This is a genomic window from Arthrobacter sp. L77, from assembly GCF_000816565.1.
Classification (GTDB): Bacteria; Actinomycetota; Actinomycetes; order Actinomycetales; family Micrococcaceae; genus Arthrobacter_D; species Arthrobacter_D antioxidans.
Map to the genome: position 1 here is coordinate 756,077 of NZ_JWSU01000006.1, position 13,802 is coordinate 769,878.

12 protein-coding genes and 1 tRNA gene are annotated in these 13,802 nt (G+C 70.4%); 5 read left to right on the forward strand and 8 right to left on the reverse strand.

What is annotated here, in order from left to right; all coding sequences use genetic code 11:
* A complete protein-coding gene (locus tag RY94_RS13630; RefSeq protein WP_043445940.1) occupies positions 1 to 540 on the forward strand; it encodes a hypothetical protein in 540 nt (179 codons plus the stop codon).
* A gap of 39 nt (positions 541 to 579) precedes the next feature.
* Here the strand turns inward: RY94_RS13630 and metG are convergent, their stop codons facing one another.
* From metG to ilvD, 7 genes are all read right to left on the reverse strand, one after another.
* Positions 580 to 2,154 (reverse strand): methionine--tRNA ligase, encoded by a 1,575-nt coding sequence (gene metG / locus RY94_RS13635; RefSeq protein ID WP_043445943.1) that lies wholly within the window; start codon positions 2,152 to 2,154, stop codon positions 580 to 582.
* A gap of 58 nt (positions 2,155 to 2,212) precedes the next feature.
* Positions 2,213 to 3,142: an acetamidase/formamidase family protein gene (locus RY94_RS13640; RefSeq protein WP_043445946.1), complete on the reverse strand. Its 930-nt coding sequence runs from the start codon at positions 3,140 to 3,142 to the stop codon at positions 2,213 to 2,215.
* A gap of 26 nt (positions 3,143 to 3,168) precedes the next feature.
* Complete coding sequence (serA, locus tag RY94_RS13645; RefSeq protein WP_043445948.1) at positions 3,169 to 4,758, reverse strand: phosphoglycerate dehydrogenase; 1,590 nt, start codon at positions 4,756 to 4,758, stop codon at positions 3,169 to 3,171.
* A gap of 136 nt (positions 4,759 to 4,894) precedes the next feature.
* Positions 4,895 to 5,920: a ketol-acid reductoisomerase gene (ilvC, locus tag RY94_RS13650; RefSeq protein WP_043445951.1), complete on the reverse strand. Its 1,026-nt coding sequence runs from the start codon at positions 5,918 to 5,920 to the stop codon at positions 4,895 to 4,897.
* A gap of 52 nt (positions 5,921 to 5,972) precedes the next feature.
* Positions 5,973 to 6,485, reverse strand: a complete 513-nt coding sequence (gene ilvN, locus RY94_RS13655) for an acetolactate synthase small subunit (RefSeq protein ID WP_043445954.1) — start codon at positions 6,483 to 6,485, stop codon at positions 5,973 to 5,975.
* Between the two features lie 2 nt (positions 6,486 to 6,487).
* Positions 6,488 to 8,368, reverse strand: a complete 1,881-nt coding sequence (locus RY94_RS13660) for an acetolactate synthase large subunit (RefSeq protein ID WP_043445957.1) — start codon at positions 8,366 to 8,368, stop codon at positions 6,488 to 6,490.
* Between the two features lie 351 nt (positions 8,369 to 8,719).
* Positions 8,720 to 10,423, reverse strand: a complete 1,704-nt coding sequence (gene ilvD, locus RY94_RS13665; protein WP_043445960.1) for a dihydroxy-acid dehydratase — start codon at positions 10,421 to 10,423, stop codon at positions 8,720 to 8,722.
* A 232-nt stretch (positions 10,424 to 10,655) separates the two neighbouring features.
* On the opposite strand from ilvD, the gene RY94_RS13670 reads away from it, so the two are divergent.
* The gene (locus RY94_RS13670) at positions 10,656 to 11,111 is read left to right on the forward strand and encodes a hypothetical protein (protein ID WP_043445963.1); all 456 of its coding nucleotides are present in this window, start codon (positions 10,656 to 10,658) and stop codon (positions 11,109 to 11,111) included.
* 33 nt (positions 11,112 to 11,144) lie between these two features.
* On the opposite strand, the gene RY94_RS13675 is transcribed toward RY94_RS13670, so the two are convergent.
* Complete coding sequence (locus RY94_RS13675; RefSeq protein WP_043445966.1) at positions 11,145 to 12,113, reverse strand: 2-hydroxyacid dehydrogenase; 969 nt, start codon at positions 12,111 to 12,113, stop codon at positions 11,145 to 11,147.
* 152 nt (positions 12,114 to 12,265) lie between these two features.
* Between RY94_RS13675 and RY94_RS13680 the strand changes: the two genes are divergently transcribed.
* The 3 genes from RY94_RS13680 (at position 12,266) to RY94_RS13690 (ending at position 13,717) form a co-directional block, all read left to right on the forward strand.
* Positions 12,266 to 12,338, forward strand: a tRNA-Lys gene (locus tag RY94_RS13680).
* 108 nt (positions 12,339 to 12,446) lie between these two features.
* A complete protein-coding gene (locus RY94_RS13685; protein WP_043445968.1) occupies positions 12,447 to 13,154 on the forward strand; it encodes a hypothetical protein in 708 nt (235 codons plus the stop codon).
* Between the two features lie 98 nt (positions 13,155 to 13,252).
* Entirely contained in the window at positions 13,253 to 13,717 is a 465-nt protein-coding gene (locus RY94_RS13690) for a VOC family protein (protein ID WP_052274355.1), read from the forward strand.
* Positions 13,718 to 13,802: the final 85 nt, after the last annotated feature.

Sequence of the window (13,802 nt, forward strand, 5' to 3'; positions counted from 1 at the left end):
ATGACGAGCGCCACGAACGGCATCCCGGGGACCCGGCTGGACCTCGAGACACTCCTGCCCTACCTGGACCTCCACCTCGCCGGCGCGACGAACGGCGTCCGGCTGTTCAACGCGGCGCGGATCTCCTGGGCGAACACGCCGCACGAGGCCGAGTTCACCCGGCTGCGGAAGGAGATCAGCGAGGAGCGGGCGTACCTGAAGAAGCTCATCAAGACCCTGGGACACCGTCCCAGCCGCATCAAGATGGGCTTCGCGCACGTGGCCTCCGTGGTCGCCGAGTTCGATCCCCTGAACCCCCTGCGCCGCAAGGCGACCGCCGGGGCTCAGCTGGAACTCGAGGCCCTGCAGTCCCTGCTCCGGGGCAAGGAGGCGCTGTGGGCCACGCTCCTCGCCCTGCCGGCGGGCGCGACCGCCGGCCCCGGGCGCCCCGGCTTCGACCGCGCGGCACTCGAGCGCCTGCTGGCGGCGTCGCAGCAGCAACAGGACACCGTGGCCCGCGTCATGACGGAGACGGCCCCGGCCCGCTTCCTGCTCCGGTAGCCTGCGGTCACGCCGCGGCCAGCGCGCGGGGCCCGGCGGTCACGCCGTGACGGGCTCCTCGTACTTCGGGAACACCGGCGTCGGCGCGGGGAGGGCCGTGCCCGGTGTGATCCGCTCGTCCAGTGCGCTGAAGAGTCGCCGGGCGTCCTCGCCCTCCTCCCCCTGGCCGAGGGCCGTGAGGATCCGCCCCGCGCTGGTCGGCATGACCGGCTGGGCGAGGATGGCGACCACGCGGAGCACCTCCAGCGTCACGTACAGCACGGTGGCCATGCGCTCCGGATCGGTCTTCCGCAGGACCCACGGCTGCTGGTCGGCGAAGTACGCGTTCGTCTCCCCGAGGACGGTCCAGACCGCCTCGAGGGCGCGGGAGAACTCCTGCTTCCCGTACGCGGCACGGCTGACCTCGAGCAGGCCGTCTGCCCGGCCGAGGATCTCGGTGTCGGCGGGGGTGAACTCCCCCGGCTGCGGTACGGTGCCGCCGCAGTTCTTCGCGACCATGGACAGCGACCGCTGCGCGAGGTTCCCGAAGTTGTTGGCGAGGTCGGAGTTCATGCGCCCCACCACGGCCTCGTGGCTGTAGGAGCCGTCCGCGCCGAACGGCACCTCGCGGAGGAGGAAGAAGCGCACCTGGTCCAGGCCGTACTGGTCCACCCAGTCGGCGGGCGCCACGGTGTTGCCGAGCGACTTCGACATCTTGACGCCCTTGTTGTGCAGGAAGCCGTGGATCATGACGCGCTTCGGGACCTCGAGCCCGGCGGACAGGAGGAAGGCCGGCCAGTAGATCGCGTGGAAGCGGGAGATGTCCTTGCCGATCACGTGGACGTCGGCGGGCCAGAACTTCCGGAAGCGCTCCGAGGCGGTATCGGGGAAGCCAATGCCGGTCAGGTAGTTGGTGAGCGCGTCCACCCAGACGTACATGACGTGGTCCGGGTTGCCGGGCACGGGCACGCCCCAGTCGAACGTGGTGCGGCTGATGGACAGGTCCTCGAGCCCGCGGCGCACGAACGAGATGACCTCGTTGAAGCGGGACTGGGGCGCGCCGAACTCGGGCTGCGCCTCGTAGAGGTCCAGCAGCTTCTGCTGGTAGGCCGAGAGCCGGAAGAAGTAGCTCTCCTCCTCGGTCCAGGTGACCTCGGTGTCTGTCTCCTTCGCGTACCGCACGCCGTCCTCGCGGACCTCGGTCTCGTCCTCGCCCCAGAACGATTCGTCGCGGACCGAGTACCAGCCGGCGTACTTGTCGAGGTAGATGTCGCCGTTGGCCTCCATCCGCTTCCAGATCTCGGCGGCGGCGGCGTAATGGTCCTCGTCCGTGGTGCGGATGAAGCGGTCGTAGGAGGTGCCGACGACGTCGTTCATGTCCCGGAAGGCCAGCGCGTTGCGCGTGGCGAGCTCCCGGACCGGGATGCCCTCGCGGTCCGCGGCCTGCTGCATCTTCAGCCCGTGCTCGTCGGTGCCCGTCAGGTACATGACGTCGTAGCCGTCGAGTCGCTTGAAGCGTGCCATGGCGTCCACGGCGATCGTCTCGTAGGCGTGGCCGATGTGCGGCACGCCGTTGGGGTAGGAGATGGCCGTGGTGATGTAGAACGAGGGCTTCTCGTCGGCTGCGGGAGTCACCCTATGAAATTACCCCGCGCGGACCGCATTTGCCCAAGCGTGCCGTGCGTCCGGGGCCTCAGGCGGTTCCGACGGCGTCGAGCCCCAGCACGGCGTGGACCCCCCACGTCCGGTTCGCGATCTGCGTGACCCGGAGGTCGACGACGGCACTGGCCAGGGCCAGCGCGGCTTTCCGTTCCAGCCCGTGCAGCCGCTGCAGCCAGGTGAGCATGGCACCGAGCGCCTCCGCCGTCGCCCGGTTGAGGTCCGCGTCGAAGCCGAAGGTGATGCGCGCGGTCGGCGTCACCGCGTGGATGCCGGGGACCGGGGCGTCGCGGAGGACGTCCACGGTGACCGTCGTCGTCATGCCGCACTCGATGGCCGTGCCGCCCACCTCGCCGTCGCCCTGGGCGGCGTGCCCGTCGCCCAGGTGCAGGAGGGCGCCGGGCACCGTCACCGGGAGGAAGAGCGTGGAGCCTGCCGTGAGTTCGCGGCAGTCGATGTTCCCGCCGCCTTCCGCGCGCGGCGGGGTGGTCGAGTGCTCGCCCGGCTCCGCCGGCGGCAGCCCCACCACGCCGAGGAAGGGCGCCAGCCGGACGACGTGCCCGTACTGGTCGGTGCCGGTCCCGGACGCCCGGTCGAGGTCCCAGAGCAGCCACGCAGGCTCCGCCCCGTCGAGGCCGAGGCTCCGCGCGAAGGCGTCGTCCCGCCGGCCGGCCACCGTGAAGCCCCACTCCGCGGGCTCCAGCGCGTCGAAGCGCACCGCGAGGACGTCGCCGGGTACGGTCCCGGCGACGTCGATCGGCCCGGTGAGGGCGTGGCCGCGCCGGTCCGGGAAGCGGTAGGGCGTCACCGCCCCCGGTGTGGCCTGCCGCTCGAGGTGGCCGGACGCGTCGAGGGACTCGACGACCACGCGGTCGCCGGGCTCGATCCTCAGCACGGGCGGGGTGTCCCGCGACAGGACCTGCGTGGCGGTCGCCTGCGTCGCCGGGAGATGGTGGGTGGGCATGCTCGTCCTCTCGTGCCGGCCGTCGCTCAGTCCTGCAGGTCCACTTCCCGCGCCACGGTGGCGCCGATCTCGGTCCGGATGGCGTCCAGGACGTCCTGCGGCACCGCGCTGTCCACGGTGAGGAGGGACAGCGCCTGCCCGCCCTCCTTGTTCCGGGCCACCTGCATGCCGGCGATGTTGATGTCCCGCTCGCCGAGCAGCCGGCCGAGGGCGCCGATCACGCCGGGGCGGTCGGTGTAGAGGAGGACGAGGAGGTGCTCGCTGATGGGGATCTCGAGGTCGTAGCCGTTGACGCCCACGAGCTTCTCCACCTGCTTGGGACCCGTGAGCGTCCCGGCCACCGAGATCTGGCTGCCGTCGGACAGCGCCCCGCGGAGGCGGAGCACGTTGCGGTACTCCTCGGACTCGGGCGTGGTGATCAGGCGCGAGGTGATGCCGCGCTGCTCGGCGAGGACGGGCGCGTTGACGTAGGAGACCTGCTCGGAGACGACGTCGGTGAAGACGCCCTTGAGGGCGGCGAGTTCCAGGGCCTTGACGTCGAGGGACGCGATCTCGCCCGCCACCTCGATGTCGATCTGCGTCAGGGAGGCGTGCGTGAGGGCCGTGAAGATCCGGCCGAGCTTCTCCATGAGCGGGATGCCCGGGCGCACCGCCGGGTCGATCACGCCGCCGGCCACGTTGACGGCGTCGGGCACGAGCTCCCCGGCCAGGGCGAGCCGCACCGATTTCGCCACGGAGATGCCCGCCTTCTCCTGGGCCTCCTCCGTGGACGCCCCGAGGTGGGGGGTCACCACGACGCTGTCGTGCGCGAAGAACGCGAGGTCGGTGCTGGGCTCCCGGACGAAGACGTCGACGCCGGCACCGGCGATCAGCCCCTGCTCCAGCGCGGTGTGGAGGGCCTCCTCGTCGACCAGCCCGCCCCGGGCCACGTTGACCACGTAGGCGGTGTCCTTCATCAGCGCGAAGGCCTCGGCGCCGAGCATCCCGACGGTCTCGGGGGTCCTGGGCATGTGGATGGTGACGAAGTCCGACTCGCGGAGCAGCTCCTCGAAGGACACCAGGCGCACCCCGAGCTGGGCGGCGCGGGCCGAGGTCACGTAGGGGTCGTAGGCGAGGATCTGCGTGCCGAAGCCCTGCAGGCGGGCCGCGACGAGGGCGCCGATCCGGCCGAGGCCGATGATGCCGATGTTCTTCTCGTACAGTTCCGTGCCCGAGTACTTCGAGCGCTTCCACTCCCCCGCCTTGAGCGCGGCGCTGGCCTGCGGGATGTTCCGCGCGAGGCTGAGGATGTGGCCCACGGTGAGTTCGGCGGCGGAGATGATGTTCGACGTCGGGGCGTTCACCACCATGACGCCGGCCTGCGTGGCGGCCTTGATGTCCACGTTGTCGAGGCCCACTCCCGCACGGGCGATGACCTTCAGCTTCGGCGCGGCCCGGATGGCTTCGGCGTCCATCTGCGTGGCCGAGCGCACGAGCACGGCCTCGACGTCGGCCAGCGCGGCGAGGAGCTGGGAGCGGTCGGCGCCGTCGGTGCTGCGGATCTCGAAGTCGGGGCCCAGCGCTTCGACGGTGGCGGGCGAGAGTTCTTCGGCGAGGAGGACGACGGGCTTGGTCACTGGGGTTCCTTCGGGGTGAGCGGGGTGTGCGGGCGGGACGGGACGGACCGTGTCCGGAGGCGGACACAGGTCCGGCAGGACACCTGCTCGTCGCTGAGCATCGAACACGTGTCCTGCCGGGCCGGGGGTACCTGCGCTAGCGCGCGACGGAGCCCTCGGTGTAGTCGTCGCTCGTCTTGATCCAGGAGAAGAGCTTGCGGAGCTCGCGGCCCGTGCTCTCGATCGGGTGGTCCTCGCCCTTCTTGCGGAGTGCGGTGAACTCGGGCGCCCCGGCGTCCTGGTCGTCGATGAACCGCTTGGCGAAGGCACCGTTCTGGATGTCCGCGAGGACGGCCTTCATGTTCTCCTTCACCTCGGGCGTGATGACGCGCGGGCCGGAGACGTAGTCGCCGTACTCGGCGGTGTCGGAGACACTCCAGCGCTGCTTGGCGATGCCGCCCTCCACCATGAGGTCGACGATGAGCTTCAGCTCGTGCAGCACCTCGAAGTACGCGACCTCCGGCTTGTAGCCGGCCTCGGTCAGCGTCTCGAACCCGTACTGGATGAGCTGCGAGGCGCCGCCGCAGAGCACGGCCTGCTCGCCGAAGAGGTCCGTCTCGGTCTCCTCGGTGAAGGTGGTCTCGATGACGCCCGCACGGGTGCCGCCGATCGCCTTCGCGTAGGACAGGGCGAGGTCGCGGGCCTTGCCCGACGCGTCCTGCTCGACGGCGATGAGGTCGGGGACGCCGCGGCCGGCTTCGAACTCGCGCCGGACGATGTGCCCGGGGCCCTTGGGTGCCACGAGGGCGACGTCGACGTCGGCCGGCGGCTGGATGTAGCCGTAGCGGATGTTGAAGCCGTGCCCGAAGAACAGGGCGTCGCCGGCCTGCAGGTTCGGCGCGATCTCGTCCTTGTACACGTGCCGCTGCACCTGGTCCGGGGTGAGGACCATGATGAGGTCCGCTTCAGCGGTCGCCTCGGCCACGGAGAGCACCCGGAGGCCCTCGGCCTCGGCCTTGGCGCGCGACGCCGAGCCTTCCTTCAGTCCGACGCGCACATCGACGCCGGAGTCCCTCAGGCTCAGCGCGTGGGCGTGGCCCTGGCTGCCGTAGCCGATGACGGCCACGGTGCGGCCCTGGATGATCGAAAGATCTGCATCGTCGTCATAGAACATCTCGGTCACGGGTGTTATCTCCTTGAGGTGGGTACTGCTGGAAAGGTCTGGTGGGGTGGGGTCAGGCGCTGCGCAGCGCGCGGTCGCTCATCGACTTGGCGCCGCGGCCGATCGCGAGCGTGCCCGACTGCACGATCTCGCGGACGCCGAACGGCTCGAGGACGGACAGCAGCGCCGAGAGCTTCTCGGCCGTGCCCGTCGCCTCGATGATCAGCGAGTCGATCGCCACGTCGACGACGGCCGCGCGGAACAGGTCCGCGGCCTGGGTGACCTGGAGGCGCGTGGCGGCGTCGGCCCTGACCTTGATCAGGACGTGGTCGCGCTGCACCGACTGCTCGGTGGTCAGTTCGACGATCTTGATGACGTTGATGAGCTTGTTCAGCTGCTTGGTGACCTGCTCGAGGAGATCTCCCTCGGCTTCCACCACAACGGTGATGCGGGACATGCCCGCGACCTCGGTCGGTCCGACGGCGAGGGAGTTGATGTTGAACGCGCGCCGCGCGAAGAGGCTCGCGACGCGGGTGAGGACGCCGGGGACGTCCTCGACGAGCACGGACAGGGTATGGCGTGCCATGGTCAGTCCTCCTGTTCCCAGGTCGGGGTCATGTTGCGGGCGATCTGGATGAGGTCGTTGCTGACGCCCGAGGGCACCATCGGCCACACCATCGAGTCGCGGCTCACCACGAAGTCGATGACGACGGGGCGGTCGTTGATGGCCAGCGCCTGCTCGATGGTGGCGTCGATGTCCTCGTCGCGCTCGCATCGCAGGCCCACGCAGCCGTAGGCGTCGGCGAGCTTCACGAAGTCGGGCACGCGGACGGTGTCATGACCCGTGTTGAGGTCCGTGTTGGAGTAGCGGCCCTCGTAGAAGAGGGTCTGCCACTGCCGCACCATGCCGAGCGAGGAGTTGTTGATCACCGCGACCTTGATGGGGATGTTGTTGATGACACAGGTGGCCAGTTCCTGGTTGGTCATCTGGAAGCAGCCGTCGCCGTCGATGGCCCAGACCACGCGGTCCGGGTTGCCCACCTTGGCGCCCATGGCCGCGGGGACGGAGTAGCCCATGGTGCCGAGGCCACCGGAGTTGAGCCAGGCGTGCGGGCGCTCGTACTGGATGAACTGCGCGGCCCACATCTGGTGCTGGCCCACGCCGGAGACGAACACGCCCTCGGGTCCGGTGAGCTCGCCGATGCGCTTGATGACCTGCTGCGGTGCCGACAGGCCGTCGTCGGGCTGGGTGAAGCCCACCGGGTAGGTCTCGCGCAGGTGGTCGATGGTCCTCCACCAGGCGGAGATGTCGGGGCGTTCCTGCGCCGCGAAGGACTCGCGGACGGCGGCGGTGAGTTCGGGGATGATCTCCTTCACCGAACCGACGATCGGCACGTCGGCCGCGCGGTTCTTGGAGATCTCGGCCGGGTCGATGTCCGCGTGGATCACCTTCGCGTGCGGCGCGAAGCTGGCCAGCACGCCGGTCACGCGGTCGTCGAAGCGCGCGCCGAGGGTGATCAGCAGATCCGACTGCTGGAGTGCCGTGACGGCCGAGACCGAGCCGTGCATGCCCGGCATGCCGACGTGCTGCTGGTGGGAGTCGGGGAAGACGCCGCGGGCCATCAGGGTGGTGACCACGGGGGCGCCGACGAGCTCGGCGAGCTCCCGCAGCTCCTGCGAGGCGTGCCCCTTGACCACGCCGCCGCCCACGTAGAAGACGGGACGCTGCGAGCCGCTGATCAGCCGCGCGGCCTCGCGGACCTGCTTGGCGTGTCCGCGCAGCACGGGCCGGTAGCCGGGGATGTCGATCCGGGGCGGCCAGGAGAAGGTCATCGACGACTGCTGGGCGTCCTTGGCGATGTCCACGAGCACGGGGCCCGGACGGCCGGTCGTCGCGATGTGGAAGGCCTCGGCGAGCACGCGGGGGATGTCCTGGGCGTCGGTGACGAGATACGAGTGCTTGGTGATGGGCATCGTGATGCCGACGATGTCCGCTTCCTGGAAGGCGTCCGAGCCGATGAAGGCGCTCGAGACCTGCCCGGTGATGGCGACCATGGGCACGGAGTCCATGTGCGCGTCCGCGATGGCGGTCACGAGGTTGGTGGCACCCGGGCCCGAGGTCGCGATGCACACGCCGGGACGGCCGGTGACCATGGCGTAGCCCTGGGCCGCGTGGCCGGCCCCCTGCTCGTGCCGGACGAGGATGTGCCGGAGCTTCGTGGACGCCAGGAGGGGATCGTAGGTGGGGAGGATGGCCCCGCCGGGAAGGCCGAAGACGTCGTCGACGCCGAGTTCCTCGAGGGAACGGACGATCGCCGCCGACCCGAGCATCTCGGTAGGGGCCACGACCCGGTTGGGGCCGCGGACGGAGCTCGCCGGAGCGACGGGCGCGGACTCGCGCGCGGGTGCTGCGGGAGGTGCTGGCCTTGCTGCCAACAGCGCTGGGCTGATGGGCGATCCCTTGGACATCTCAGACTTCCTTTGGAACGTTCGCTGCACTGCTGCAACTGTGACTGCGGGCTTCCGCGCACTTCTTCGTGTTGACGGGTTGTGTCAACAAAAAAACCCCTCAGCCTGGTGGGGCTCTACGAGGGGTTGCGCGTGACTGCAGTCGTCTACGAGACGGGCTTCAGGCCACGCGCTGTATAAGAATGACGACTACGGGTTCGGGCTGCATACCTGTAGTTTCCACGCCCCCGTGAAAGGGTGTCAACCGGACCCCTCCGCGTCTCACATGATGGACAACCAGTCCAGTTAGTGGACATTAACCCCTGGGCTGCGATCCCGCCGGGAGGTCGCATCCTCCCGGCGGGCGGGGCCTCAGCCGCAGTAGGCCCCTTCGGAGGCCGAGTGGACGAGCTTGGCGTACTTCGCCAGGACGCCCTTGGTGTAGCGGGCGGGAAGTGGCTCCCAGCCGATCCTGCGCTCCTCGAGCTCGGCGTCGTCGACCAGGAGGTCGAAGCTCTTCGCGGCGATGTCCACGCGGATGCGGTCGCCGTCGCGCACGAAGGCGATGGGTCCGCCGTCCACGGCCTCCGGCGCCACGTGCCCGATGCAGAGGCCCGTGGTGCCGCCGGAGAAGCGGCCGTCGGTCAGCAGCAGCACGTCCTTGCCCAGGCCGGCGCCCTTGATCGCGCCGGTGATGGCGAGCATCTCGCGCATCCCGGGGCCGCCCTTCGGGCCTTCGTAGCGGATGACGACGACGTCCCCTGCATGGATCTGCCCGGCGTCGAGCGCGTCCAGGGCGCCCTGCTCGCGCTCGAACACGCGTGCCGTTCCCTCGAAGACGTCGGCGTCGAACCCGGCGCTCTTCACCACGGCACCCTCAGGGGCCATGGACCCGTGCAGGATGGTGATACCGCCGGTCCTGTGCAGCGGGTTGTCGAGGGCCCGGAGGATCTTGCCGTCGAGATCCGGCGGATCGATGTCCGCGAGATTCTCCGCGAGCGTCTTGCCGGTGACGGTGAGGCAGTCGCCGTGCAGCAGTCCGGCGTCGAGCAGCGCCTTCATGATGACCGGCACCCCGCCCACCTTGTCGACGTCGAACATGACGTAGCGACCGAACGGCTTGAGGTCGCCGAGGTGCGGGATCGTGTCGCCGATCCGGCTGAAGTCGTCGAGGCTCAGGTCCACCTCGGCCTCGCGGGCGATCGCCAGGAGGTGCAGGACGGCGTTCGTGGAGCCGCCGAAGGCCATGGTGACGGCGATGGCGTTCTCGAAGGCCTTCTTGGTCATGATGTCGCGCGCCGTGATGCCGAGGCGCAGGAGGTTGACGACGGCCTCGCCGGACTTCTGGGCGAAGGCGTCGCGTCGGCGATCGACGGAGGGAGGGGCAGCGGACCCGGGCAGTGACATCCCGAGGGCCTCGCCGATGCAGGCCATGGTGTTGGCGGTGTACATACCGCCGCACGCGCCTTCCCCGGGACAGACAGCGCGTTCGATGCTGTCGAGGTCCTTCAGGCTCATCGTGCCTGCGGCGCAGGCTCCCACGGCCTCGAAGGCGTCGATCAGGGTGACTTCCTTCTCGGTGCCGTCCTCGAGCTTGGCGAAGCCCGGCATGATGGTGCCCGCGTAGAGGAACACGGAGGCGAGGTCGAGGCGGGCGGCCGCCATGAGCATGCCCGGCAGGGACTTGTCGCAGCCGGCAAGGAGCACGGAGCCGTCGATGCGCTCGGCCTGCATGACGGTCTCGACCGAGTCCGCGATGACCTCACGGGAGACGAGGGAGAAGTGCATGCCCTCGTGTCCCATGGAGATGCCGTCGGAGACGGAGATGGTGCCGAACTGCATGGGGAACCCGCCGGCGGAGTGGACGCCTTCCTTGGCACCCTGGGCCAGACGGTTCAGGGAGAGATTGCAGGGGGTGATCTCGTTCCAGGAACTCGCGACGCCGACCTGCGGTTTCGCGAAGTCGTCGTCTCCCATGCCCACCGCACGCAGCATCCCGCGTGAGGGGGCCGCGTGGATGCCGTCGGTGACGATGCGGCTTCTTGGCTTGATGTCTGGGGTTGTGTCCGCGCTCATAGGGGAGAGTCTAGGCCCGCGTTGCACGCACGTTTCGCCATGTGACCGGCCTGTTACAGCCGTCCGCGGGCCCGCCGGCGGCGGGTTCCCGGGTGCGCACGGCACCTCGTCCGCGGGGTGCACGCTCCGGTACAGTGTGGACTTCGCGGGCGAATCGACAGCCCGCCGGGCGCACCGCGAGCAGCCCCGCGAGGGGCCGAGTCCGACAGCCTCCTACCGCAATGGCCGTGATATGACCCCCGAAGAGCCCTCCTCCTCCAGCCGACCGCTCGACGGCGGGCAGGGCCTGAAGAACGCCCTGCGCCGGGTCTTCGACTCGCAGATCCCCAACTACGGCGACTACAACCTCGTGTTCGCGGTGCAGGCGGCCGCGCCCGGCGCCCGGACGGCCTACGTGGTGGGCTACCGGTGGAAGCCGGCCGAGCTGATGATCGCCCCGGTGGACCTCGCCGGCATCACGGGCGCGGGCGTGCCGGTCGAGGTGAACATGACCAACCTGGCGCACGCGCTGCAGTGGGACGAGGACGGCAGCTTCGAGGTGGGGACCAGCACAGGGCGCATCTTCCGGTTCACCGTGACGCCTGCCCCGGTGCTGGACGTCGGCCCCGGCACCGCCCTGCAGCTCCTCCAGCACGAGGACGTGACGGATTTCACGTCCTTCATGGAGGCCTTCATCGGCATGTCCTGAGCGGTTCCCGGCCCGCCCCGTCGGTCGGGGGCGTCAGGCCCAGGGGCCGCGCCGCACGAGGTTGGCGGGCTCCTCGCCGCGGCCGAGCAGCTCGACCTGCCGGCGGAGCAGCGCGATGATCCGGGGCGGGAAGGCGCCGGTGTTGCCACCCACGTGCGGCGTGATGATCGCCCCCGGCGCGCTCCACAGCGGGTGCCCCGCGGGCAGCGGTTCCGGGTCGACGACGTCGAGCGCCGCCCGGAGCCGGCCTGCCAGCACCTCGCGGGTCAGCGCGTCGGTGTCGACGACGGCGCCGCGGGCCACGTTGACGACGAGCGCGCCGTCGGGCAGCGCCGCGAGCACCTCCGCCCCGATCAGCCCGCGCGTGGCGTCCGTGAGCGGCGTGATCACGATGACGACGTCGTGCTCCGGTGCGAGCCGGACGAGTTCGTCGCTGCCGTGGACGTGGCCCAGGGCGTCGTCCCGCGCCGCACTGCCCACGCGCGTGAGCGTCACCTCGAAGGGTGCGAGCCTCCGGCGGATCTCCTCGCCGATCCCTCCGACGCCCACCAGCAGGACCCGCCGGTCCGCGAGGCCCGGGTAGCGCGCGCTGCGCCAGCGGCCCGCGGCCTGCTGCCGCACGGCGTCGTCGATCCCCCGCAGCGACGCGAGGGCCAGGCCGACGGCGAGTTCCGCCGTGGCCGCCGCGTGGACGCCCGCGGCGGTCGCGATGGCGACGCCGGGGCCCACGAGGTCCGCCACGCCGTCGTAGCCCGTGGACTGCGTCTGCACGAGGGCGAGGTTCGGGGCGGCGTCGAGCGCCCCGTCGAGGTGCGCGCGTCCCGTGTACGGCAGGACGACGGCGTCGAGCGCGGCCGGGTCGCATCCCTCCGGCGGCGCCTGGAAGTCCCACAGCACCACGTCGACGCCGGACGAGACACCGGCCAGGGCGTCCCTCAGGTCGGCGGACGGGACGCTCAGGGTGCGGACGGTCGGGGGCGCTGCGGCGGCGGGGATCGTCATGGCGCCAGCCTAGCGCCGTACCCGGCCCGGCCCCCGGGGACCCTCCGGGGCGGGGTGCGATCCCCCGGTTTCGGGTTTGGGGCAAAGTGCTGGTAGAGTTTCATGCTGTTGCGGATGACCCGGACGGCACGAGAAAGCCGGGAAAACGCCACGCACCTCTAGCTCAATTGGCAGAGCAATTGACTCTTAATCAATGGGTTTCGGGTTCAAGTCCCGAGGGGTGCACATCGAAGCCCCGCTCTTCAGGTCTCGCCGCCTGGAGGGCGGGGTTTCGTTTCTTTAACCGGTTCCCCGTCCTCGTGGGGCGGCCGCGGCCGGGCCTACGATGGACGCGTGAACGATATCCTCTCCTTCGCCGGGAGCTACTGGTGGCTGGTCTTCCCGCTCTCGGGTGTCTTCGCCATCTGGGGCAAGTCCCTCTCCGAGGCGACGGAGCGGCGGCACCAGCGCAAGATGGAGCTGTACCGGCTGAAGCATCCCGGCGGCGCCCCGGCGCCGCTCGAGGCCCCGCCCGCTGCGACGAAGCCGGCCCCGACGACGACGCAGCGCGAGCACGTGCAGCGCATGCACGACGAGGTGGACCGGAAGTGGCTCGCCTACGAGCTCGACGCCGCGAAGCTCATCGACTACCCCATGATGACCGACGTCCGCGAGCCGCTGACCGTCGCGTTCCTGCGCGCCAAGCGTGAGGCGGACGCGCTGCGGCCTGAAGCGTCCGCCGCGGTGACGCCCGAGGACCTTGCAGCGTACCGTTCCGCGGTCACCTCCTACGACGTCGCCTTCCAGATCGCGGAGACCGAGGCCCGGCGGGTCCGGACGAGCGGGTTCACCACCGAGGAGCGGCAACGGCTCGCGACGGCGCGCCGGCTCGTGACCGTGGCGATCGACGACGCCGCCACGGCGGCGGAGCGCCAGACCGCCTACCGCCGCGCCCGCCGGGAACTCGACGGCCTGATCGTGCTGCCGGACGCCACGGTGACCTCGCTCGAGGAGAAGGTCGCCGGGGCGATCGGGCAGCGGCCGGAGCCCCCACTGCCCTGAGTGCCGCAAAGCCCTTCCCCGTTCCGCGCCCCGGGACGATAATCGCTCCGTCCAGCACAAGTCAGTGGCCGGCGAGCCACCCGATGAAAGGCGACCCCATGGCAGCGACGATCAACACGTACCTCAGCTTCAAGGACACCGCGAGGGAGGCCATGGCCTTCTACCAGTCGGTGTTCGGCGGTGACCTCACCAGCAGCACCTTCGCGGACTACCAGGTCAGCGAGGACCCGGCGGAGCAGGACAAGATCATGCACTCCATGCTCACCACCCCGTCCGGGCAGGTCCTGATGGCGGCCGACACCCCCAACAGCATGGAGTACACCGCCCCCGCCGGGCACTCGCTGTCGATCAGCGGCGACGACCAGGAGGAGATCCGCGGCTACTGGGACGCCCTGGCGGGCAGCGGCACCGAGGTGATGCCGCTGGCGCAGTCGCCCTGGGGCGACAGCTTCGGCATGTGCGTCGACCGCTTCGGGATCAGCTGGATGGTGAACATCGCCGGGGCGCCTGCGGGCGATCAGGCGGCGGGGCAGGGAACGGAGCGGGAGACGGCCCGGAGCTGACCCGCGGCTTCGGTCCGCCACCGGCACGACCGACGGCGGTGCACCTTCGGTTCGGTTGTACCGGGTCGGGATTGCTGGTGGTGCC

What these genes read in the sequence shown, in the direction of transcription:
- RY94_RS13630 (WP_043445940.1), top strand. Translation starts at nt 1, where the DNA reads ATGACGAGCGCCACGAACGGCATCCCGGGGACCCGGCTGGACCTCGAG.
- RY94_RS13640 (WP_043445946.1), bottom strand. Translation starts at nt 3,142, where the DNA reads ATGCCCACCCACCATCTCCCGGCGACGCAGGCGACCGCCACGCAGGTC.
- ilvN (WP_043445954.1), bottom strand. Translation starts at nt 6,485, where the DNA reads ATGGCACGCCATACCCTGTCCGTGCTCGTCGAGGACGTCCCCGGCGTC.
- RY94_RS13660 (WP_043445957.1), bottom strand. Translation starts at nt 8,368, where the DNA reads ATGTCCAAGGGATCGCCCATCAGCCCAGCGCTGTTGGCAGCAAGGCCA.
- ilvD (WP_043445960.1), bottom strand. Translation starts at nt 10,423, where the DNA reads ATGAGCGCGGACACAACCCCAGACATCAAGCCAAGAAGCCGCATCGTC.
- RY94_RS13670 (WP_043445963.1), top strand. Translation starts at nt 10,656, where the DNA reads ATGACCCCCGAAGAGCCCTCCTCCTCCAGCCGACCGCTCGACGGCGGG.
- RY94_RS13675 (WP_043445966.1), bottom strand. Translation starts at nt 12,113, where the DNA reads ATGACGATCCCCGCCGCCGCAGCGCCCCCGACCGTCCGCACCCTGAGC.
- RY94_RS13690 (WP_052274355.1), top strand. Translation starts at nt 13,253, where the DNA reads ATGGCAGCGACGATCAACACGTACCTCAGCTTCAAGGACACCGCGAGG.